The organism is Faecousia sp. (assembly GCF_048519415.1).
GTDB lineage: Bacteria > Bacillota > Clostridia > Oscillospirales > Oscillospiraceae > JAZOXB01.
Map to the genome: position 1 here is coordinate 23,336 of NZ_DBFZUT010000050.1, position 19,810 is coordinate 43,145.

The following is a 19,810-nucleotide window of genomic DNA, read 5'->3' on the forward strand; positions in this document are numbered from 1 at the left end:
TATGGATCTTCTGACGGTCGAACATCTGACCAAAACCTACGGCACGGGGGAGAACGCTGTCCATGCGCTGGATGACGTGAGCTTTTCCGTCCCGCGCGGGCAGTTTCTTGCCATCATCGGCCCGTCCGGCTCCGGCAAATCGACGCTGCTGCATATTCTCGGCGGTGTAGACCGCCCGACGAGCGGCCACGTTTATATGAATGGGGAGGACGTCTACTCCCGCTCCGACACGGCGCTGGCGATCTTCCGCCGCCGCGAGGTCGGCCTCATCTATCAGTTCTATAACCTGATCCCGGTCCTGAACGTGGTGGAGAACATCACGCTGCCCGTCCTGATGGATGGACGGAAGGTGAATGACGCGCGCCTCCAGGAGCTTCTGGACACGCTCGGCCTGTGCGGCCGCGAAAAGCACCTACCGAATCAGCTTTCCGGCGGTCAGCAGCAGCGCGTCTCCATCGGCCGCGCGCTCATCAACGCGCCGTCCGTCGTGCTGGCGGACGAGCCGACCGGCAACCTTGACCGCAAGAACTCGCAGGAGATCGTGGAGCTGCTGAAATACTCCAACCGCCAGTACGGGCAGACGCTCATCGTCATCACGCATGACGAGTCCATCGCCCTGCAGGCCGACCGCGTGCTTGCCATCGAGGACGGCCACATCGTCCGGGACGAGGTGATCCGCAAATGAATGTGTTTCACCGCGTTGCGCAGCGCTCCATGCGCGCAAACCGCATGCGGACGATCGTCACGATCATCGGCGTGATCCTTTCGGCGGCCATGTTCACCGCCGTGACGACGTTCGCGACCACGCTGATGACGCATCTGCAGCGGGCCACGGCCTATTTGGACGGCGCTTACTATCTCGGCGTGCACAATGTAGACGCCGACACACTGGCCTCCATGCGGGCCGACAGTGATATCGAGGCTTTTTCGACCGCCGAGGTGCTCGGCTATGCAGAGGTCACGGTCAACAACAGCAATAAGCCCTATCTGTATGTCGAGGCCATCGACGCCGGGTTTTCGGACCGGATGCCGGTCCATCTTGTCGAGGGCCGTATGCCGGAAAACAGCACGGAGCTGCTCATCCCGGACCACCTGCAGGCCTATTCCGACGCGGGGACCTATCTCGTCGGCGACACGCTGACGCTCGAGCTGGGCGACCGCTATTCCGGTGGCTGGCGGCTGTGGCAGAACAACGGCTTCCAGCCGGAGGGCGATGAGTCTGCGGACCCCGGCCTGACGGACGAGCCGGAGCAGCCGGAGCAGCTGCTGGCGCGCGAGACGCGCACCTATACGATCGTCGGCGTCTATCAGCGCCCAAATTTTGAAGACTACTCCGCGCCGGGCTTCTCTGCCCTGACGGTGCAGGAGAATGAGCCGCAGACCGGCCTGTATGATGTCTATTTGCTGCTGCGTGATGCAAAGCAGGAGACGCTTGACCGGGTCATGGCGCGCTACTCCGATGCGGCCGAGGGCGGTATCAGCATGAACTGGGATTACCTGCGCACACAGGGCAATTTCCGCTATGACAACTATTCGAGATTCTTGCTGATGTTTGTGGTCATCTTTGTCCTGCTCATCATGCTCGGCTCCGTCAGCCTGATTTACAGTGCGTTTTCCATTTCCGTCAGCGAGCGGACGCGGCAGTTCGGCCTGCTGGCGTCCATCGGCGCGACGCGGGCGCAGCTCCGCCGGACGGTCTATGCCGAGGCTGGGACGGTCGCGCTCATCGGCATTCCGCTCGGCCTGCTTGCGGGCTGCGGCGGTATGTGGGTGACGATCCGCCTGCTGAGCCCACGCATTTCCGGCCTGATCGGCACACGCGAGGTCGCGATGCGGTTTGCCGCCTCGCCGCTGACCCTGTTGGCGGCGGCCCTGATCGCGCTGGCGACGGTTTTCCTCTCGGCGCAGATCCCGGCGCGGCGTGCCATGCGCATTTCGCCCATTGAGGCCATCCGCCAGAGCCGCGACGTGCGCGCGGCGGCAAAACACGGCGGCTCCGGCCGCCTGAGCTACCGCCTGTTCGGCCTGCCGGGCCTGCTTTCCAGCCGCTATTTCCACCGCAGCCGTAAAAAGTACCGTGCTACGATCTTCTCCCTTGCCATGAGTGTGCTGCTGTTCGTCTCGGCGAGTACCTATGGCATGTACCTGACGGAGAGCGTGACCGAGAGCGTCAACCTGCCGCCCTATGACCTGTCCTATTCCACGGGCGAAGGGGAGAAGGATGTTGCCATGCTGCCCGCCCTGCGGGCGGCGGATGGCGTCGAGAAGGTGTGGTTTGCCTCCTGTGACAACGGCGACTATGTGCTGGACAGGAATGAATTTGCCAGCGGTTACCGGAATATTCTGGAGAAATCCGGCGCCGGAACCGAGAAAGCGCGGAGCTATTCCGCCTGCTACCTCGATGACGAGACGTTCAACGCCATCCTCGCCTCTATCGGCATGACGCGCGCGGAGTATGATGCCGCGCCCGGCGCGATCGTCTGCGACCACGCAAGCGTGACCTATTATGACGAGAACAACCTCCTGAGCTATACCGGCCGCGTACTGAACGACGGCGTCACGGCGCTGCGCACGTTCAGCGCGGACAGCCTCGAGGACGGCTCGAAATACGTCTATACCGCTTACGAAGACGGCGGCTATGTCAGCTACTATTACAACGAGACGAAGCAGACCTATCAGCCGCGCCCGGCGTCGTTCGGCGATGGGATTGCAATTGTTGGCCGGACGGAGACGCAGCTGACGAACAGCGGCTCTGACAGCCTCGTGCTGTACTATCCGTTCTCCATGGCCAAGGGCATTGCCCGGAACACCGGCTCGCTGATGCTGGTGACGGATGACGCGAAGCAGGCCCAGAAGAGCCTGGAGGAGGTCGTGAACGCCTCCGGCGAGACCTATACGGAGGGCAACCTCTATGACGCACGGGAGGAGTACCGCGACGCGGAGAATGCCCTTATCGTGGTGCGCGTGTTCGCCTATGGCTTTATCACGCTGATGTCACTCATCTGCGTGGCGAACGTCTTCAACACCACGACGACGAACGTGCTGCTCCGCCGCCGGGACTTTGCGATGCTGCGCTCGGCCGGTATGACGCGCGGCGGCCTGAACCGCATGATCTGCTATGAGTGCCTGCTCTACGGCACGCGGGCCCTGCTCATCGGCCTGCCGCTGTCGGTTGCGCTGGCCTTCCTGATGTATCGCTCCGCCTCTTTCATCGGCGCGTCGTACTTCCGGCTGGACTGGACGGCTGTGCTCATCGCGTCGGTCATGGTGTTCCTCGTTGTGTTTCTCTCAATGATGTATGCCATGCGCAAGATCAAGCGCGACAATCCCGTTGATGCCCTGAAGAACGAAACGACCTGATCCGCGCCCATACGACAAAATTCGCCCCCGGCAGGATTTCCTGCCGGGGGCGAAAGGCTATGTTGTTGGTTTTTGTCGCTCGGCCAGCAGCCGCGCGGCCTCCGTGCGCATGGCCCAGACCATTTCGCACAGATATTTCGGAATGCCGGAGACGCTTCCCGTCTCGGCCATGGCCATGGCGGCGCAGGAGTGGCAGATGTGCCGGTTCTGGCAGCCGGTGCAGGTGCCGGAGAGACGTTGGGCCGAGCTGACGCGCGTCAGCTCGCTCCAGGCCTCGCGGAAAGGCTTGCCCTTCAGCTCGATGCGCGGCTTCGGCATCATGCCGCAGGGTGTCAGCCAGCCGTCCCACGTCACCCAGAACGAGGCGTTGCCCGCGCGGCAGGAGATCGTGCCGTCTACGGGGTCGACGCAGTCCTCGTCCAGACCGGGGGGCGGGGCGATGCCGCGCAGGATGTTCTGCAGGAAGCGGGTGAAGTCCTCCTCGCCGCGCTGCAGGCGGTAGCGCTCCATGTGATAGTGTGCCGTTTCCGCCGGGCTGAAGCGGTCGTTCCGCCCGACCATGGCCGGGTCGCGGCGCAGCGGGGGGAACATATAGGTGTTGACCTCAAGGATGAGGTCCCGTTCGGCGGCGTAGCCTACGATGCGCTCCAGATCGCCCGCGTTGTGCGGCGTGAGGGAGCAGTTGAGCTTGACGAGGATGCCTGCCTGCCGCAGCAGGGTGATGGCGCGGTCCACGCGGTCAAACATACCGCTGCGGCCGCACAGGGCTTCGTAGGTCTCATTGCCCGCGCCATAGAGCGTGATGTTGATGCGTGTGGGCGGATGCTCGGCCAGCCGGGCCACGCGGGCCTCATCCAGCAGGGTGCCGTTGGAGTTGATGGAGATGAGGAAGCCCATCGTGCTCAGCCGCTCGTAAAGCGGCCAGAAGTCCTGCCACAGGAACGGCTCGCCGCCGGTCAGCAGCAGATAGAGCATACCTGCGTCACGCGCCTGCTCGGCGATGGACAGCCACTGGATCAGCCCGACGGGCGGGCGCGGCGAGGCGGCAACCTCGGCGGGCGTCTTACGCACATAGCACATCTTGCAGGCGAGGTTGCACACCGGCGAAAGCTCAAAGGTACCGCTCAGCGGCGTGAGTGTGCGGCTGGCGCGGTCAAAAAGATACTGTGTCAGGCGTGGTTCAACATAGCGTTCAGGCTGTTTCATGTTCCAACTCCGCTTTCAGGCAGTCGACCGCGGCGCGGTCGGGCGTACAGGTCAGGGCGTAAACGGGAACGTCCAGCGCCGCCAGCAGGTCGCAGACCCGCGCGACATAGCGGTCGTCCCATAGGTTGACGGTCATTCCCGCATACAGGCCGCGGAACGCGGCGGCGGGGGAGAGGCGGCGCAGCGAGCACGCGCTGCCCTGCGACAGCAGGACGATGGCGCGCACGGGGCGGCTCTCGTTTACAAAGCAGTTCGAGGACCCGGCGTATGGCGAGCCGAAGGCCGTCCACACGCCGTCCATGCGGCGCAGCACGGTGCGGTCGCCGTTAAGGAGCTCCGCGCCCTCATAGCGCTGCCAGAGGTCCGCCTGCGTGGACTTGCCGATGCCGGATACGCCGGAGAACAGCAGCCCGCCGTAGCGCGTGGAGACGAACGAGGCGTGCAGGATCATGGCGTCCCGCTGCAGCAGCAGGGCCTCGAGGGCAATGTGGGAGAAGCAGTTGGCCGTCTCGGAGAAAAAGCCCCGGTCGGCCTCCAGATATTCGATGGTCTCGCGCCCGTCCTGCTCCAGGTGGCCGACGGCGTAGGGCCGGTCGCCCTCGCGCCGGTCGTGGAAGACGCGAAAAAAGCCGTCCTCCGTTCGGAAGACGGCAAAGGCATAATTTCGCAGAAGCTCGCGGCCGCGGACCTCGGGCAGAGCCTGCACGGGCAGCAGCGAGACAGTCAGGGGTGCTTCGCCGGGCGCACAGAGGAAGGGCTGGAAGCCGCGCGTGACCTCCGGCCGGAACGGCATCAGCAGGCGGATCTCACAGCCTGCGATGGAGAAAGAGATCGATTCCACGGATTGATCAGGAATTAAAGAGCATCGAGGAGAGCGTGCTGTTGGTATAACAATAAAAATTCATTTTCACTTCGCAGTTGTTGTTCGCCTCTGTAAAAGCACCCGTGATAATTCCATCGTCTACTTCGCGACCATCAGTAACAGTGCAAACAGCAATGTCATTGTATCCGAGCTTATTGGCGCACAACGCAATATGCTCGGCCAGCACAAAATTTTCGTAAAATACCTCGGGCTTCTGATACTGCTTCATCTGGAATTCCCCCTTCAGAATGCGAACGGCGGCGCGGATGCGCAGGAGAGGCGCGTCAAAGGACAAACCGCCGGATTTTCTTTAATTACCGTAATCATAGCGCAGAGAACGCGTTTTGTCAACGTTTTTTTGCAGAAAATGCAACTTTTCCCGCGGCTTCGTCCGGAATTTCCATATGTTTCCAGATAAGGAAGCAAGTTCTGCGCCTCACTTTTCCTCGAGAATTTTGTTCAGCTCGCGCATGAAGCTGTTGATATCCTTGAACTGGCGGTAAACCGAGGCAAAGCGGACATAGGCGACCTCGTCGAGCGGCTTGAGCCGCTCCATGACCAGCTCGCCGATCTGGCCGGTGCTGACCTCGCGCTCGAGGGAGTTCTGCAGGATCTGCTCGATGTCCAGCGCGGCCGTCTCCAGCGCGGCCAGACTGACCGGGCGCTTTTCGCACGCGCGGAGCATGCCGTTGAGGATCTTGTTACGGTCAAAGGACTGGCGGCTGCCGTCCTTCTTCACCACCACGATGGGCAGACTCTCGACGGTCTCATAGGTCGTGAAGCGCCGCTGGCACTGCAGGCATTCACGGCGGCGGCGGATGCTCAGGCCGTCGTCCGAGTGGCGCGAATCGACGACCTTGCTCTCGGGATAGCTGCAATAGGGACATTTCATGGCAATTTTCCCCTTTTGTTTCGTTTCTTTTAGTTTATCAAATCCTGTCAAATTTGTCCATTGCTTTTTTGCGTCAGCGGGACAGAAGCTCCTCCAGCACGTCCCGCACGGCGCAGGGCGTGACCGTCCAGCGGTGCAGTGTGCGGCCGAGCTGCAGCGCCTCGCGCGGCGTGGGCGAGAGCTCCGGCAGGCAGGCGCGGCAGCGCTCCTGCCCGCGGCGCATGCGGACCTCCAGCCCGAAGCGCCCGCCCGAGCGCAGCAGATAATAGTCCAGCCGGGCGCGGCGTCCGTCCGCGCAGCGCACCCCGGCGCGGCCGATCAGCGTTCTGTGTTTCATGGGACCACCTCCGGTTCCTATTGAACCACAGAACCGACCTGCGCGCTACGGTGAAATTTCTGCATATTCCGACAACGAAAGGAAGAAATCAGTCGAAAACTTCGCTTTTCCTTTCATTATTCGACAACGGGCAGAAAAACACCGGACGAAAAGTTGGAGAACAAGTCGCTATTTGTCGAAACTTTCCCGCCCGGGGAAGATCGGCGCGTGCAGCAGCTGCCGCGACAGCGCCAGAATGGCGGGGGAATCCAGGCTGTTTTCGATCGTCACGCTGCCCTCGCCCTGCTGCACCAGCAGCCCCGCGTCCAGCAGGCGGCGCTTTGTCTCGCGCGCCGTGCCCGCGCTGCCGTCCAGCAGCTCGACGTCCGGCCCCACCACACGGCGGATGGCTCCGGCGGCGAAGGGAAAGTGGGTGCAGCCCAGCACAAGGGCGTCCGGCCCGGCGGCAAGCACCGGGGCAAGCCGTGCAGCAAGGCAGCGCTCCAGTGCGGGACCGGTCAGCTCACCGCGCTCGACGAACTCCACCAGCTCCGGACAGGGGCATTTCAAAATATGGCAGTTCTCGGCGCAGCGCTGCAGCAGGGCGGCAAATTTCTCCTCGCGGAGCGTGGCCTCCGTGGCCAGCACGCCGATGCAGCCGCCGGGATGGCGCGAAACGGCCAGCTTGAGCGCAGGCTCAATGCCGATGATGACCCGATCCGGCCAGCGGGCACGCAGCGCACCGATGGCGGCGGATGTCGCCGTGTTGCAGGCCACGACAAGGGCCTTTGCGCCCCGGTCAAACAGGCGCTCGGCATGGGCGAGCGTCAGAGAACGAATTTCTGCGGTCGGGCGCGTGCCATAGGGCGCGTTGGCCGAGTCGCCGAAGTAGAGAAAATGCTCGCTCGGCATCTGCGCGACCAGCTCCCGCAGGACGCTCAGTCCGCCGACACCGGAATCAAATACGGCAATGGGGCCCATACGACCGCCTCCTTTCCAACGGTTGGTTTCTTATTATACACCTTTTCAGCCCAAAAAGCAAATTCCGGCAGGGAAAATGCAGCCGCGCGGCAAGCCTTCGCAAAATTGTGCTTGACAAGTGACCGATTGGTTACTATAATAAAAATGTGACCGAACGGTTATGAAAGGGGAGCGTACATGGCAGGCAATACCAAAGAGCGCATTCTGGAGGTCTCACTGGAGCTGTTCGCGCAGAGTGGATATCTGGGGACCTCTATGAGCGACATCGCAAAGCAGCTCGGCATCACAAAGGGCGCTTTGTATAAGCACTATCGCAGCAAGCAGGAAATTCTGGACCGGATCGTGGAGCGAATGAACGAAATGGACTATGCCCGCGCAGCGGAATATGAGATGCCGGAGACAGAGCCGGACGGCTTTGCGGAGGCCTATCTCCATACGCCGGTCGGCAAGATCCGCGCCTACAGCGAGGCGCAGTTCGACCACTGGACGAAGGAGCCGTTTGCCGCGAATTTCCGCCGGATGCTGACGCTGGAGCAATACCGCGAGCCGAAGCTCGCGCAGCTGTATCAGGACTATCTGGCGGGCGGGCCGCTGCAGTATATGGCGGCGATCTTCCGCAGGCTGGCGGATTCGGACGAGGCAGCGATGCAGCTGGCACTGGAGTTTTACGGGCCGATGTTTCTGCTCTACAGCGTCTATGACGGAGCGGCGCAGAAGGAGACCGTCACGGACCTGCTGCGGCAGCACATCGACCGGTTTATCGCACGCATCGAGGCGGAAAAAAGCCTGACGGCCGAAAAAACCTCTTGAAAAGGGCAAAAAGCGGATTATAATATAGCTAACGAACGTTAGTTAGTGAGGCGGACCCATGAAGCAGGAGGATACCCGGCAGAAAATTCTGGACAAGGCGCTGGAGCTGTTTGCGGCGAAGGGCTATGATTCCGTCAGCGTGGGCGAGATCGCGCAGGCGGTCGGCATCAAGGCCCCTTCGCTCTACAATCACTTTCCGGGCAAGCAGGCCATTTTCGACGCGATCGTCGAGGCGACGGCGGCGCAGTATGAGGCGGATACCGACCGGATCGACATCCATGTGCAGGATGTGGGGCAGGACATTCCTGTTTTTACGGAGATCACGGAGGACGCCCTGTTCGAGAAGGTACGGCAGATCTTCTCTTACTCCCTGCACAACGAGACCATCAGCCGCTTCCGCCGCATGATGACCATCGAGCAGTTCCGCTCGCCGGAGTTGGCGGCGCTGTACTCCCGGCGCTATGTCGGGCGCGTGCTGGACTATCATGCCGGAATTTTTCGCGCCCTGATCGCGGCCGGAGAAATTTGTCCGGAGGACCCGGACACGCTGGCGATGCTGTATGTCGCGCCGGTCGTGACGCTCCTCGGCGTCTGTGACCGCCAGCCGGAGCGCGAGGCGGAGTGTCTGGAGCGGCTCCGGAAGCATGTGGGACTCTTTTTTCGCATGGTTCATGGCAAAACGCCGGAAAGTGGGGGAGACGATGGAACAGCCCGGTGAACGGTGGGTCCTGTGCCCGATGTGCGGGGCGAAGACGCGCCTGCGCCTGCTGCAGCGGACGGTGCTGCGGGATTTCCCGCTGTTCTGCCCGAAATGCAGGCAGGAGCGCCTGATCAACGCGCAGAATTTTCAAATTGAATGGATCGATCAGCCAGACGCAAAGACGCAGTGCTGACCACGGTTATTGCTGTGGTCTGCACTGCGTTTATTTCTGCGATGCGGCAGGAAAGCAGGAGGAAAATATGAAGAAGAAAACCATGCTGCAGAAGCTGGGCCTTCTGGGCCTTGTCAGCTTCCTTTCGTACACGGCGGCCGTTGTGTTCGCGCCGCTGGCCTATCCGGACTACAACTGGATGGCGCAGGCGGTCAGCGACCTGAGCGCGGCGGACGCCCCGTCGCTGGCGCTGTGGAACCGGCTCAGCGCGCTATACAGTGTGTGCGAGGTCGTCTGCGTGACTGCCGTCTGCCTCGGCATGCAGGGGCGGAAAAGCGGGCTGCTGCGCACCGGCATCACGCTGTTTGCTGCAATGGAGTGGGTCTCGGCAGTCGGCTACCGGATGTTCCCGCTGTCCACCGGCGGCTATGCGGGAGAATTTCAGGACGTCATGCACATGGTCGTCACGACCGCCGTGGTGCTGCTGTCGATCGTCTCGCTGACCCTCGTCCTTCTTGCGGGCGTCCGGCACAGGGACTGCCGGTCCTACGGCATCTGTGCGGGGATCGCGCTTGCCATGATGCTTGTCGGGGCGCTTGGCATGAAGCTCGTTCCCGCGGCATATTTCGGCATTGTGGAGCGCTTCAGCGTCTTTGCCGCAACGGGCTTCAACGCGGCGCTGGGGCTGCACCTGTTTTTTGCGAAGCCCGAAAAAGAACAACAGAATGATATGATCAAGGAGTGATTCTCATGTCAAAGCTCATCATTCGTCCGGAAACAGAGGACGACTATCGAAACACCGAAACCCTGACCCGCGAGGCCTTTTGGAACGTCTATCGCCCCGGCTGCATGGAGCACTATGTGCTGCACTGCTACCGGAACGACCCGGCCTTCGTGCCGGAGCTGGACCTTGTCATGGTGCTGGACGGCGAGATGATCGGGCAGGTCATCTACGTCCGCTCGGAGATCGTCTGCGACGACGGACGGCGCGTGCCGATCATGACGTTCGGCCCCATCGGCATCGCCCCGGCCTACAAGCGGCAGGGCTATGGCAAGCACCTGCTGGACTACTCCATGGAAAAAGCAATGGAGCTGGGCGCGGGTGCGCTGGCCATCAGCGGAAATATCCTGTTTTACGGAAAATCCGGCTTTGTTCCGGCGAAGACGAAGGGCGTGCGCTATGCCGATGACCCGGAGGCGGACTATCTCCTCATCCGGGAGCTGGAGCCGGGCTTCCTGAACGGCATTTCCGGCACCTATCGGGACCCTGCGGGCTACTTTGTCTGCGAGACGGACCCGGAGGGCTTCGCGCAGTATGAGGCCACCTTCCCGCCGAAGGAAAAGCTGCATCTGCCCGGCCAGCTGTTCTGAACGGAGGTGCGGCGATGATTCCGAACTGGAAGATCTATCCCCGCAGTCAGGGGCACAGCACCGTTTACCTGCAGAACGTCGTCACCGACCCGTTCATCACCGTCGGGGACCACACGACCTATGACGACTTTGTCCGGGACCCGCGCGACTTTCAGCGCAATCAGGTGCTTTATCACTATCCGGAGTGCAACCGCGACCGGTTGATCATCGGGAAATACTGCTCCATTGCCTGCGGTGCAGCATTCCTGTTCAACGCAGCAAACCATGCGCTCGGGAGCCTGTCGACCTATCCGTTCCCCATCTTCTTTGAGGAGTGGGGCACGGATGCCGGAGCCGTTGCCAATGCCTGGGACAACCGGGGCGACATCGTCGTCGGAAACGACGTCTGGATCGGTTATGAGGCTGTGATCCTGTCCGGCGTGACGATCGGCGACGGCGCGATCATCGGCACGCGCGCCGTGGTGACAAAGGACGTGCCGCCCTATACCATCGTGGGCGGTGTTCCGGCAAAGCCCATCCGGAGGCGCTTTGACGATGCGGTCATCGCGCGGCTCGAGGCGCTGCGCTGGTGGGATTGGGATGAGGAGCGCATCCGGCGCAGCATCCCGGCCATTCAGGCGGGTGATGTGGACGCTCTGGAGGGCATGGCTTGATTTGCATAGGAGAAACAATATGAACTGAATAGCGATCATTGCGGGCACGGCGCTGGTTCTGGCGCTGGCCCTGACGGCCTGCGGCAAGGATGCCGCGACGAAGGAGACGGAGTCGGCAGCCGCTACCGAGGCTGCGGAGCGGACCGTGACCGGAACGCTGCTGCGGGACAGCAAGGAAGAAACGGCCTATCTGGAGGTCAGCGATACGGAGATCGAGCTCTGGGACAGCGCTGCGGGCGGCGCGATCATCGGCACGGCAAAGTATCCCCAGGCGCTGCCCGGCGCGGAGGCTGCGCTGCAGAGCTGCGACTGGACGGATCTGGACGAGGACGGAAACAGCGAGCTGACGGCGGAATTTTCCTTCTCCGACGGCACCTTATATCCTGTCAATTCAACATAGACACAGCCTGCGTAGAATTGGTTTTTGATGATGGAAGCCGGATCTCCATTGACTGCACAGCCGTTGAAAACGAAGTTGCCGACAACCGCTTCCAGCGGTCAGAGCGGAACGATCTGATCTACAAGAACCCGCTTGCCTATGCCGATCTGATTCTGAACAGCAAGCTGAATGTCCTGTTTGAATAAACCGACATGAGCATAAACGACAGCGTCCCGGATCATAATGATTGGGACGCTGTTTCTTATATCATTGTATTTTGCGAATTCATTCCTCAAACAGGTACAGGAGATATCCGTAGCCCTCGGCCTCCATCTTCGCATAGGGGACGAAGCGGAGAGACGCGCTGTTGATGCAGTAGCGCACGCCGTTGGGGGATTCCGGATCGCCGGTGAACACATGCCCGAGGTGGGAGTCTCCGGCACGGCTGCGCACTTCTGTGCGGCGCATGCCGAAGCTGTTGTCCTCAAGCTCCACCACGGCAGGCTCTTCAATGGGCTTTGTGAAAGCCGGCCAGCCGCAGCCGCTCTCAAACTTATCCGTGGAGGAAAAGAGCGGTTCGCCGGTGACGATATCCACATAGATGCCCTTCTCGAACTGATCCCAGAACGCATTGCTGAATGGACGTTCCGTGCCGTTCTCCTGGGTGACGTGGTACTGCTCCACCGTCAGTTTGTCCCGAATGGACTCTGCTGCGGGCTTTTGGTAGTCGCCCGGATCGATGCGAAGCTTGGAGAACAGTTCCATCTCCGCCCGCGGGATGTGGCAATAGCCGTTCGGATTCTTTTCCAGATAATCCTGATGGTATTCCTCGGCGGGGTAGTAGTTTTTCAGCGGCCCGATCTCCACGAAGAATTTCTTGCTGCGCCCCCGCTCAATCTCCGCGATGCGCTCTACGGTCTCCCTTGCCCTGTCGTTGGTATAGTAGACGCCGGTCTGGTACTGGCTTCCGATGTCATTCCCCTGCCGGTTCTCCACCGTGGGGTCGATGACGTAGAAATACGCCAGCAGCAGCGCGTCAAGGCTCACCTGTTCGGGGTCGTACTCCACCCGCACGGTTTCACGGAATCCCGTGCCGCCCTTGCAGACGGTCCGATAGTCCGCGTCCGCCTCGCAGGTGCCGTTGGCATAGCCGCTCTGGGCGTCGATGACGCCGGGAATAGACTGCATCAGCTGTTCCATGCCCCAGAAGCAGCCGCCCGCCAGATATATGACATGTTCCGTGGTATCCATATACATGCTCTCCTCACCGGACGTATCTGAGGACTGTCCGGCTGTTTCCATATCCTGTGCTTCCTTTCCCTGCGGCATAGGCTTTTGATTGGCTGTGCAGCCGCTCAGCAGCAACGCCGCAGCAAACAGAAGCGGCAATCCTCTCCGAATCATGGTGTTTCCTCCTTTCGAGAGAAATCGGTTTGCTCCGCGCCTTCAGCGGTCCTGCATCTCTCCGCCGTACGGCCGCAGGAGCATCCCGAGCAGCAGCCCGAAGGCGACACCGAAGCCGATGGCGAGCTACGGGTTGGACGTAATGGCGCAGGCGCCCGTAGCGCAGCCTACATAGCGGTAGTACAGCCAGCCGCCGACGCCGCCGGCCAGCGTCAGTGCGGCGGGAAACAGAACGACTGCCGGCTTACACGACGTCTCGTCCATTGAGACCTCCTGTTCGAGATCCCGCTCTCAGCCCATATCGGCGGCAAGTGCCTGATCGATGAGCTTTTGCAGCGCTTCCGCCTGGTTCTTTTCTGTGATGGCGCCCACGATGGGCTCGCCCACGATATTGCCGTTGCGGTCAACCACATAGGTGGTGGGGTAAGCGAAGATGTTCGTTGTGAACTTGCCGGCCTCACCATCGGAAGCGAAATACACATTCTGATAGGTCGCGCCCTTCTTGGCCAATACGTCTTTTGCTTCGGAAATTGCCGCCTCGTCGCCATCCAATGTGAAGGTGTTGACACCGATGAGTGCGCCGCCCTTCTCCGCAAGCTCCTTGTTCAGTGCGTCCAGTTCGGCAAGCTCACCCACACAGGGATTGCAGGTGGTGAACCAGAAATTCACTACGGTGACGGCATTGCCGGAGAACAGCGTATCGCTCTTGACCTCGTTCCCGTCCAGATCCTTTCCCTCAAAGGCGGGGAACTTCTGCTGGCTGCCGTCATTGGGAGGCGTCATCATGTTGTCGCCCGCAGGCACGCTCATGCCGTCGCCGGAGGGCGTCTGACCGCAGCCAGGGAACTTCTCCTCCAGAGCGGCGACCTTGACTTCAATGCTGCGGATCGTTTCGCCGTCCTTCTGCAGCAGCTTCAGCTCGTCCTCGGTGAACTCATCCTTTGCGCTTTCGATCGTTTTGAGCAGGAAGTCGCCGTAGTTGCTGCCGTCCTCGATCATCGTAGAGCCCTTGTCAGCGGAAAGGAAAACCTTTTCCCAAAGCGCACTGTTCTCGTTCAGGATCGCAGTTTCGGCATCCATCAGCTGGGTGTGCAGTGCCGTCGCTTCCTCAGCGGTGGCCGCCTCTTTTGCCAGAAGGTCATCGATCGCGTTAGCCGCGTTGTCTTCAGTTGCCATGTTGCCTCCGTTCGTTTGCGGCTTGCTGCAGGCAGCAAAACTGAGCACCAGCGCAACGAGGAGCAGTGCGGTCAGAATTTTGGTCATTTTCATGTTCATGATTTTTTCTCCTTTACAATATCATTCATTTGCTTATTTGTTTTCTCCGGGAGAACGGTACCCTGCTTTCCCGTGCCAAAGCCGCAGCGGAAGCGCACGGCATTGGTCGGACAGGCTCGGACACACATCCCGCAGCGGATGCACTCGGTATGGTTCGGGGATTTCGTTACGTCCACGTCCATTTTGCAGGCTTTTGCGCATTTCCCGCAGGAAATACACTTGCTCTGATCCACCTTCATCTGAACCAGGGAGACCTTATTCAGCAGCGCATAGAACGCGCCCAGCGGGCAGATCCACTTGCAGAAGGGCCGATAAAACAGCACGCTGAGCACGATCACCACCAGTAAAATGCCGAACTTCCACGTAAACAGGCTGCCCAGCGCCGCACGGATGCCGGAATTGGCAAGAGACAGCGGAATTGCCCCCTCCAGCACGCCCTGCGGGCAGAGATACTTGCAGAAGAAGGGATCCCCCATGCCCACATCGTTTACAAGGAACGCCGGGAGCAGGAATACCATCACCAGCAAAATAGCATATTTCAGGTATCGCAGGGGCTTGAGCTTCCTTGTAGACAGCTTTCTTGACGGAATCTTGTGCAGCAGCTCCTGAAACCAGCCAAAGGGACACAAAAAGCCGCAGATAAAGCGCCCCAGCAAAACGCCCAGCAGAATCAGAATTCCTGTGATATAATAGGAAAAGCTGAATTTCGACGAGCCTACCACCGCCTGAAAGGCCCCGATGGGACAGGCGCCGGAGGCTGCCGGACAGGAATAGCAGTTGAGTCCCGGCACACAGACGGTCTTCCCCGCGCCCTGGTACAGCCTGCCCTTAAGAAAATTCGGCAGATGCAGATTGGTCAATAAGGCCGCACCTGCCTGGATCCAGCCCCGGAAGCGCGCCAGAAACTGTGATACGCCCGTAAACTTCTTTTTACCCAATGCCAACACACTCCAGACACAGCTTAATGGCCTTGCTTAGCACCGTCGCCGCCTCGCCACGCCAGGCGCCGAAGCATAGCATGGCAATTGCGGCAGCCAACAGGGTAACCTGTACCGTCGTCTTTTTCGCATGGCTCATTTTTCATCACCCTTTCCGGTTTTCTGTCGCTATCATAGCGCAGGAGAGTTAAATTCTCTGTTAAGAACGAAAATTTAACGCAAACCTTATCTGTTTTTGCTATAATTAAGGAACCTCTGAATAAATCGGCTGCGGCGCTCAGCGGGTCTTTCGCCCCAACTTATCGGTTTGAAAATCTTGAAATACACAAAGTATTCCTGCAATTTCCAAACCTCAATTTGGAACAAACTCCCTCGCTGACCGCTCTTGCATTTTAATCAGAGGTTCCTTAAGAACAACGTGAAAATGAAATAATAAAAAGGAGGGCTCTTATGCACCTTTTGGTCATTGAAGATGAACGCGCCCTGTGCGAGACCATCGTCCGCAGCCTGCGGCGGCTGGCCTACAGCGTGGACTACTGTTACGATGGGGAGAAGGCCCTGGAGCTGCTGGGCGTGGAGCGCTATGATCTGGTGCTTCTCGACCTGAACCTGCCGAGGAAGGACGGTATGACGGTGCTGCGGAGCCTGCGGCAGACCGACCGTGAGACGCGGGTGCTGATCCTCTCCGCCCGCAGCGAGGTGGAGGACAAGGTGGCGGGGCTGGATGCGGGAGCCAACGACTATCTGGCAAAGCCCTTCCACTTAGCTGAATTGGAGGCCCGCATCCGCAGTCTGACCCTGCGGCAGTTTACCCAGCAGGATGTGCTGCTGGTCTGCGGAGATTTGACCTTTGATACCCGCTCCCGCACCGCCGCCGTCAAGGGGCAAACCATGACACTGACCCGCAAGGAGACGGGGATTCTGGAATACTTGATGGTACATCAGGGCCGGCCGGTGAGTCAGGAGGAGCTGATGGATCATGTTTGGGACAACAGCGTGGACAGCTTCAGCAACTCCATCCGGGTCCACATCTCCGCACTGCGCAAAAAACTTCGCGCTGCACTGGGCTATGATCCCATCCGCAACCGCATCGGTGAAGGCTATCTGATGGGAGGCACGGAAGCATGAAGCGGATCTCTTTACAATGGCGCATCACGCTGATGACCGTTCTGCTCATCGGCGCCACCTGCGTGGCCATGAATCTGCTGCTCTGCTTCTCCGGTGTGTACTATATGGACACCATTGTAGACGGTTTACAGGGCGGCGGCACGGTAATCCTGAATGAGGAAGGCACAGCAAGCTTTGACCCGCAGCTCGTAGCGCCCGACGATGAGCTGACCATCGTCGTCGATGGGGCGCAGGGGCGCTTTCGCGCGACCAACTGGTATATCACGGCTGCGGTAACGCTGCTCAGCGGCATTCTTGCCTACTTTGTCAGTGGACGTGCCCTCAAGCCCCTGCGCAGCTTTGCTTCTCAGGTGGAAATGGTGCAGATGAACAATCTGGCGGATATGAAGATCGATGAAGATGTGCTTCCGGAGTTTAAGCAGCTCAGCCACTCCTTCAACCAGATGCTGGAGCGGCTGAACACCGCCTTTGCCGCCCAGCGGCAGTTCACCGGCAACGCTGCCCATGAGCTGCGCACACCGCTGGCACTGATGCAGGCGCAGCTGGAGCTGTTTTCCGCAGAGCATCCCGCCGTGCTGCCGCAGACGGCAGAGTTTCTCACCCTTCTGCGGGAGCAAACGGAGAGGCTGACGCAGATGACCAGAACGCTGCTGGAGATGAGCAATTTGCAGCAGGTGGCACGGAACGAGCGCATCCAGCTTGCCCCCATGATCGAGGAGATCTTCACAGATCTCGCGCCGCTCTCAGATAAGCGCGGCGTCACACTGACGGCGGAGGGCGACGGCATTATGACCGGCAGCGACGCACTGATCTACCGGCTGATCTTCAATCTGACGGAGAATGCTGTCAAGTACAACCGGCCGGGCGGCTCGGTACGGGTTTCTGTCACACAGGAGCCGGAAAAGCTCCTGCTTCGCGTGTCGGATACTGGCTGCGGCATCCCGGAGGAGTATCAGCGCAGTATCTTCCAGCCCTTCTTCCGGGTGGACAAGTCCCGCAGCCGCGAGTACGGTGGCGCAGGGCTGGGGCTCGCGCTGGTGTGGGAGATCGCCGAACTTCACGGCGGCTCCGTTTGGGTGGAGGAGAGTTCGGAGAAGGGCACCACCATTGCGGTGGGGTTGCCAACGCAACAATCAACGAAGCCCTAAAATCCTTTTATTCGTTTTTTCGTTGCTTCGCTTGCCGCCCAGCGGCGTTCCTCTCTGTATGGGGCGGTCAGCCGGAAAGAGAAGCGTCCCTTTTCAATCTCAAATTCCTTGCAGCCCGTGTCCGGGGCTGACGGCACTCGCCGGGGTGAGCTGCGGCATAGGCGGTCAGCCTGTTCTTGAGGTCGGTGTTGTGGGTGCGGATGAAGATGGTGGGGTCTTTCTCGTCAAAATAGATTTCGGTGGGTTTTTCCTGCTTGATAGGCCCTGTTCTCATAGGCTTATCCTTTCTGCGGCTCTGTCACGCAATAGGTCTGGGCGGACTATATGACACCGTACTCGGCAGCCGGGATCTCTATTTTCGGGTGTCCGGGGCAAATTTTGATTGGCTGCCGCTGATCCGGGCGTTTGCCGAGGCCCATGCCGCCGAAGCCGACACCGTCACCGTGTTGTGGGATCAGGAGAGCACCGGACACAATGAATATCCGGCGGACGAGGCCGGGCATCAGCCAGACCTCCTTTGATTTTTCTATAATCATTATAGCGAGGCTGACAGCGGTAATCGAATGTACGGATATAAGAAAATCACCGAGAAAAGTCCGTAGTGGACTGATCTCGGTGATTTCCGGCTCTATGTCAATAGTTGGGGTAGAGGCAAAGAACACAATAACGTTCACGGCCGCGAGCCAGTCGAGCAGCCGCTGCTTCCCGACGGTCGAGGACTCCGAATGCATGACGGCAAGGAACTCGTTCTTCAGCCGGTAGGCGTCGGCGAGCCTCGGGGCGATCTCAACCATCAGCGCCAGACGCTCCTGCTCCTCGCTGCTCAGAGCTTCCATCGGCTTCCGGAGAAGGTGCTTTGACCGTTTGAAGTACCTGCGCAGCCCTCTGGAGAGCTTATTCTGCTCGTTCTTCCGGACCTGCTCCATCGCCCAGGACGCATGACGGATCACGTGGAACCGGTCCGCAACGATAATGGCATTGGGAAAGCAGATTTTTCCGACCGTGCGAAAATGCGTATCACTTTGACTTTTTTGCGATACTTTTCGGCCCAATCAGCATAAGGCTTTGACAGAATATACGAAGAAAAAAGTGCGAACACAGATTCTATTTTGGTGAATGGAAAAAACATCCCCCGGGGAGGCTTCCGCCCGGGAATCTCATCTGTTATAGTATGCTCATCGGTTCATACACGCATTCCTGCCAAAACCCAAAGCAAAGGCGCAGCGTTTCTTGGGGAAGAAAGCGCTGCGTCTTTGCGCAGGGCAGGAATGCAAAGCAACACCGGTTCGGAGGAACACTTGGAAACACCTATTTTACAGTATGCCGGCGGCGTGATCGCCGCAAAACTGGACCGCACGGAAAAAGAACTGGTCCACGGGGTTTCTTTCCATATTTCTCGCGGGGAGAGCCTGGCTCTCATTGGCGAGACTGGGTCCGGCAAGACGCTGATTGCCCAATCCGTGATGGGGGTGCTGCCCGGCAATGTGCGGCTGGTTTCCGGTGAAGTATTATTTTGCGGGAAGGCTTTGCCGAAGGGCAAAAAGCTGCGGTCCATGCTGGGCCGGGAGATCGTATATATCCCGCAGAACGGGCATGAGTTTCTTGACCCGTCCAGAAGCATCCGCCGCCAGATGTTTGACAGCATTGCAAAGCTGGGCATTGCGGCACCTCAGAGAGAGGCGTTTGCCCGTGAAAAGCTGACGCAGGTGGGGTTTACCAAGCCGGAGGCCATTCTGGACCGGTATGCCTTCCAGCTGTCCGGCGGCATGGCCCAGCGGGTAACCATTGCACTGGCCCTTTGCTCTCAGGCAAAGCTGTTGATCGCCGACGAACCTACCAACGGTCTGGATCAGGACAGCAAGCAGCAGACGCTGTCCCTTTTGAATGACCTGTTCCCGGATGCGGCAAAGCTCGTTATCACGCATGACATTTCCGTGGCAGCGACCTGCGGCCGGATCCTTGGCCTGTGCGGCGGGAAAATGCTGGAGACTGGCAGCTCCGCACTGGTGCTGGCTGCCCCGCGCCATCCCTACACCCAAGCCCTGCTGGGTGCCTTGGTGGAAAACGGGATGCAGGAAACGCCGGCTTTGCGGACGGAGACGGGCACTTGTCCCTTCTATCGCCGCTGTCCCGCAGCCTTCGGACGATGCCGTGCCGAAATGCCCCGGAGGACGCAGGGAGACAGAGAATGGTGGTGCTGCAAGGAATGATCTCC

25 protein-coding genes and 1 pseudogene are annotated in these 19,810 nt (G+C 59.9%); 13 read left to right on the forward strand and 13 right to left on the reverse strand.

All coding sequences use genetic code 11. The annotated features are described in order from the left end of the window. Nucleotide 1: 1 nt before the first annotated feature. Together ACMKFF_RS05445 and ACMKFF_RS05450 are read left to right on the forward strand one after the other, a co-directional pair. Nucleotides 2-685, forward strand: coding sequence for an ABC transporter ATP-binding protein (locus tag ACMKFF_RS05445; protein WP_419496297.1), 684 nt, complete (start codon nt 2-4; stop codon nt 683-685). Further along, nucleotides 682-3,360, forward strand: a complete 2,679-nt coding sequence (locus tag ACMKFF_RS05450; protein ID WP_419496298.1) for an ABC transporter permease — start codon at nt 682-684, stop codon at nt 3,358-3,360. The genes ACMKFF_RS05445 and ACMKFF_RS05450 overlap by 4 nt, the downstream gene beginning before the upstream one ends. 57 nt (nt 3,361-3,417) lie before the next feature. Here the strand turns inward: ACMKFF_RS05450 and ACMKFF_RS05455 are convergent, their stop codons facing one another. From ACMKFF_RS05455 to murI, 6 genes are all read right to left on the reverse strand, one after another. Further along, a complete protein-coding gene (locus ACMKFF_RS05455) occupies nt 3,418-4,566 on the reverse strand; it encodes a radical SAM/SPASM domain-containing protein (protein WP_419496299.1) in 1,149 nt (382 codons plus the stop codon). Next, complete coding sequence (locus ACMKFF_RS05460; RefSeq protein WP_349135116.1) at nt 4,553-5,407, reverse strand: hypothetical protein; 855 nt, start codon at nt 5,405-5,407, stop codon at nt 4,553-4,555. Before ACMKFF_RS05460 ends, ACMKFF_RS05455 begins: the two co-directional genes overlap by 14 nt. Nucleotides 5,408-5,414: 7 nt before the next feature. Continuing rightward, complete coding sequence (locus ACMKFF_RS05465) at nt 5,415-5,657, reverse strand: hypothetical protein (protein WP_419496300.1); 243 nt, start codon at nt 5,655-5,657, stop codon at nt 5,415-5,417. A gap of 207 nt (nt 5,658-5,864) precedes the next feature. Further along, on the reverse strand, nt 5,865-6,320 hold the full coding sequence (gene nrdR / locus ACMKFF_RS05470) for a transcriptional regulator NrdR (RefSeq protein ID WP_349135113.1): 456 nt from the start codon (nt 6,318-6,320) through the stop codon (nt 5,865-5,867). 73 nt (nt 6,321-6,393) lie between these two features. Next, a complete protein-coding gene (locus ACMKFF_RS05475; RefSeq protein WP_419496301.1) occupies nt 6,394-6,657 on the reverse strand; it encodes a DUF6514 family protein in 264 nt (87 codons plus the stop codon). Nucleotides 6,658-6,825: 168 nt separating this feature from the next. Continuing rightward, on the reverse strand, nt 6,826-7,617 hold the full coding sequence (gene murI / locus ACMKFF_RS05480) for a glutamate racemase (RefSeq protein WP_349135111.1): 792 nt from the start codon (nt 7,615-7,617) through the stop codon (nt 6,826-6,828). A gap of 177 nt (nt 7,618-7,794) precedes the next feature. On the opposite strand from murI, the gene ACMKFF_RS05485 reads away from it, so the two are divergent. From ACMKFF_RS05485 to ACMKFF_RS05520, 8 genes are all read left to right on the forward strand, one after another. After that, nucleotides 7,795-8,427 (forward strand): TetR/AcrR family transcriptional regulator, encoded by a 633-nt coding sequence (locus ACMKFF_RS05485; RefSeq protein WP_419496302.1) that lies wholly within the window; start codon nt 7,795-7,797, stop codon nt 8,425-8,427. Nucleotides 8,428-8,485: 58 nt separating this feature from the next. Beyond that, nucleotides 8,486-9,145, forward strand: a complete 660-nt coding sequence (locus tag ACMKFF_RS05490) for a TetR/AcrR family transcriptional regulator (protein ID WP_419496303.1) — start codon at nt 8,486-8,488, stop codon at nt 9,143-9,145. Continuing rightward, on the forward strand, nt 9,129-9,320 hold the full coding sequence (locus tag ACMKFF_RS05495; RefSeq protein WP_419496304.1) for a cysteine-rich KTR domain-containing protein: 192 nt from the start codon (nt 9,129-9,131) through the stop codon (nt 9,318-9,320). Before ACMKFF_RS05490 ends, ACMKFF_RS05495 begins: the two co-directional genes overlap by 17 nt. 67 nt (nt 9,321-9,387) lie before the next feature. After that, nucleotides 9,388-10,044, forward strand: a complete 657-nt coding sequence (locus tag ACMKFF_RS05500; RefSeq protein ID WP_419496305.1) for a DUF998 domain-containing protein — start codon at nt 9,388-9,390, stop codon at nt 10,042-10,044. A 5-nt stretch (nt 10,045-10,049) separates the two neighbouring features. Beyond that, nucleotides 10,050-10,670, forward strand: a complete 621-nt coding sequence (locus tag ACMKFF_RS05505) for a GNAT family N-acetyltransferase (protein WP_419496306.1) — start codon at nt 10,050-10,052, stop codon at nt 10,668-10,670. Nucleotides 10,671-10,684: 14 nt separating this feature from the next. Next, complete coding sequence (locus tag ACMKFF_RS05510) at nt 10,685-11,323, forward strand: CatB-related O-acetyltransferase (protein WP_419496307.1); 639 nt, start codon at nt 10,685-10,687, stop codon at nt 11,321-11,323. Nucleotides 11,324-11,468: 145 nt separating this feature from the next. Further along, nucleotides 11,469-11,723, forward strand: a complete 255-nt coding sequence (locus ACMKFF_RS05515) for a hypothetical protein (protein ID WP_419496308.1) — start codon at nt 11,469-11,471, stop codon at nt 11,721-11,723. Further along, on the forward strand, nt 11,678-11,908 hold the full coding sequence (locus tag ACMKFF_RS05520; protein ID WP_419496320.1) for a DUF6061 family protein: 231 nt from the start codon (nt 11,678-11,680) through the stop codon (nt 11,906-11,908). The genes ACMKFF_RS05515 and ACMKFF_RS05520 overlap by 46 nt, the downstream gene beginning before the upstream one ends. Before the next feature lie 79 nt (nt 11,909-11,987). Here ACMKFF_RS05520 and msrB read toward each other — a convergent pair whose 3' ends face one another. The 5 genes from msrB to ACMKFF_RS05545 all read right to left on the reverse strand — a co-directional run bounded on the left by msrB (nt 11,988) and on the right by ACMKFF_RS05545 (nt 15,458). Next, entirely contained in the window at nt 11,988-13,106 is a 1,119-nt protein-coding gene (gene msrB, locus ACMKFF_RS05525; protein ID WP_419496309.1) for a peptide-methionine (R)-S-oxide reductase MsrB, read from the reverse strand. Nucleotides 13,107-13,232: 126 nt separating this feature from the next. Further along, nucleotides 13,233-13,370: a hypothetical protein gene (locus tag ACMKFF_RS05530; RefSeq protein ID WP_419496310.1), complete on the reverse strand. Its 138-nt coding sequence runs from the start codon at nt 13,368-13,370 to the stop codon at nt 13,233-13,235. A 27-nt stretch (nt 13,371-13,397) separates the two neighbouring features. After that, nucleotides 13,398-14,375, reverse strand: a complete 978-nt coding sequence (locus ACMKFF_RS05535; protein ID WP_419496321.1) for a TlpA family protein disulfide reductase — start codon at nt 14,373-14,375, stop codon at nt 13,398-13,400. A 2-nt stretch (nt 14,376-14,377) separates the two neighbouring features. Next, nucleotides 14,378-15,319, reverse strand: coding sequence for a 4Fe-4S binding protein (locus ACMKFF_RS05540; protein ID WP_418486914.1), 942 nt, complete (start codon nt 15,317-15,319; stop codon nt 14,378-14,380). After that, complete coding sequence (locus ACMKFF_RS05545; RefSeq protein ID WP_349135101.1) at nt 15,312-15,458, reverse strand: CD1871A family CXXC motif-containing protein; 147 nt, start codon at nt 15,456-15,458, stop codon at nt 15,312-15,314. Before ACMKFF_RS05545 ends, ACMKFF_RS05540 begins: the two co-directional genes overlap by 8 nt. 311 nt (nt 15,459-15,769) lie before the next feature. Between ACMKFF_RS05545 and ACMKFF_RS05550 the strand changes: the two genes are divergently transcribed. Together ACMKFF_RS05550 and ACMKFF_RS05555 are read left to right on the forward strand one after the other, a co-directional pair. Beyond that, nucleotides 15,770-16,447 (forward strand): response regulator transcription factor, encoded by a 678-nt coding sequence (locus ACMKFF_RS05550; RefSeq protein WP_349135100.1) that lies wholly within the window; start codon nt 15,770-15,772, stop codon nt 16,445-16,447. Further along, the gene (locus ACMKFF_RS05555; RefSeq protein ID WP_419496311.1) at nt 16,444-17,595 is read left to right on the forward strand and encodes a sensor histidine kinase; all 1,152 of its coding nucleotides are present in this window, start codon (nt 16,444-16,446) and stop codon (nt 17,593-17,595) included. Before ACMKFF_RS05550 ends, ACMKFF_RS05555 begins: the two co-directional genes overlap by 4 nt. Here the strand turns inward: ACMKFF_RS05555 and ACMKFF_RS05560 are convergent. After that, nucleotides 17,592-17,869 (reverse strand): annotated as a pseudogene (locus ACMKFF_RS05560) (hypothetical protein). The gene ACMKFF_RS05555 and the pseudogene ACMKFF_RS05560 sit on opposite strands and share 4 nt — an antisense overlap. A 46-nt stretch (nt 17,870-17,915) precedes the next feature. Then, complete coding sequence (locus tag ACMKFF_RS05565; protein WP_419496312.1) at nt 17,916-18,647, reverse strand: ISL3 family transposase; 732 nt, start codon at nt 18,645-18,647, stop codon at nt 17,916-17,918. A gap of 216 nt (nt 18,648-18,863) precedes the next feature. Between ACMKFF_RS05565 and ACMKFF_RS05570 the strand changes: the two genes are divergently transcribed. Then, nucleotides 18,864-19,805, forward strand: coding sequence for an ATP-binding cassette domain-containing protein (locus ACMKFF_RS05570; RefSeq protein ID WP_419496313.1), 942 nt, complete (start codon nt 18,864-18,866; stop codon nt 19,803-19,805). Nucleotides 19,806-19,810 lie beyond the last annotated feature (5 nt).

Excerpts from the sequence above, each read along its gene's own strand:
- ACMKFF_RS05475 (WP_419496301.1), bottom strand. The coding sequence starts at position 6,657 with ATGAAACACAGAACGCTGATCGGCCGCGCCGGGGTGCGCTGCGCGGAC.
- ACMKFF_RS05545 (WP_349135101.1), bottom strand. The coding sequence starts at position 15,458 with ATGAGCCATGCGAAAAAGACGACGGTACAGGTTACCCTGTTGGCTGCC.
- ACMKFF_RS05530 (WP_419496310.1), bottom strand. The coding sequence starts at position 13,370 with ATGGACGAGACGTCGTGTAAGCCGGCAGTCGTTCTGTTTCCCGCCGCA.
- nrdR (WP_349135113.1), bottom strand. The coding sequence starts at position 6,320 with ATGAAATGTCCCTATTGCAGCTATCCCGAGAGCAAGGTCGTCGATTCG.
- ACMKFF_RS05500 (WP_419496305.1), top strand. The coding sequence starts at position 9,388 with ATGAAGAAGAAAACCATGCTGCAGAAGCTGGGCCTTCTGGGCCTTGTC.
- msrB (WP_419496309.1), bottom strand. The coding sequence starts at position 13,106 with ATGATTCGGAGAGGATTGCCGCTTCTGTTTGCTGCGGCGTTGCTGCTG.
- ACMKFF_RS05505 (WP_419496306.1), top strand. The coding sequence starts at position 10,050 with ATGTCAAAGCTCATCATTCGTCCGGAAACAGAGGACGACTATCGAAAC.
- ACMKFF_RS05555 (WP_419496311.1), top strand. The coding sequence starts at position 16,444 with ATGAAGCGGATCTCTTTACAATGGCGCATCACGCTGATGACCGTTCTG.
- ACMKFF_RS05550 (WP_349135100.1), top strand. The coding sequence starts at position 15,770 with ATGCACCTTTTGGTCATTGAAGATGAACGCGCCCTGTGCGAGACCATC.
- ACMKFF_RS05445 (WP_419496297.1), top strand. The coding sequence starts at position 2 with ATGGATCTTCTGACGGTCGAACATCTGACCAAAACCTACGGCACGGGG.
- ACMKFF_RS05495 (WP_419496304.1), top strand. The coding sequence starts at position 9,129 with ATGGAACAGCCCGGTGAACGGTGGGTCCTGTGCCCGATGTGCGGGGCG.
- ACMKFF_RS05450 (WP_419496298.1), top strand. The coding sequence starts at position 682 with ATGAATGTGTTTCACCGCGTTGCGCAGCGCTCCATGCGCGCAAACCGC.
- ACMKFF_RS05535 (WP_419496321.1), bottom strand. The coding sequence starts at position 14,375 with ATGAAAATGACCAAAATTCTGACCGCACTGCTCCTCGTTGCGCTGGTG.
- ACMKFF_RS05570 (WP_419496313.1), top strand. The coding sequence starts at position 18,864 with ATGCAAAGCAACACCGGTTCGGAGGAACACTTGGAAACACCTATTTTA.
- ACMKFF_RS05465 (WP_419496300.1), bottom strand. The coding sequence starts at position 5,657 with ATGAAGCAGTATCAGAAGCCCGAGGTATTTTACGAAAATTTTGTGCTG.
- ACMKFF_RS05485 (WP_419496302.1), top strand. The coding sequence starts at position 7,795 with ATGGCAGGCAATACCAAAGAGCGCATTCTGGAGGTCTCACTGGAGCTG.
- murI (WP_349135111.1), bottom strand. The coding sequence starts at position 7,617 with ATGGGCCCCATTGCCGTATTTGATTCCGGTGTCGGCGGACTGAGCGTC.
- ACMKFF_RS05455 (WP_419496299.1), bottom strand. The coding sequence starts at position 4,566 with ATGAAACAGCCTGAACGCTATGTTGAACCACGCCTGACACAGTATCTT.
- ACMKFF_RS05510 (WP_419496307.1), top strand. The coding sequence starts at position 10,685 with ATGATTCCGAACTGGAAGATCTATCCCCGCAGTCAGGGGCACAGCACC.
- ACMKFF_RS05490 (WP_419496303.1), top strand. The coding sequence starts at position 8,486 with ATGAAGCAGGAGGATACCCGGCAGAAAATTCTGGACAAGGCGCTGGAG.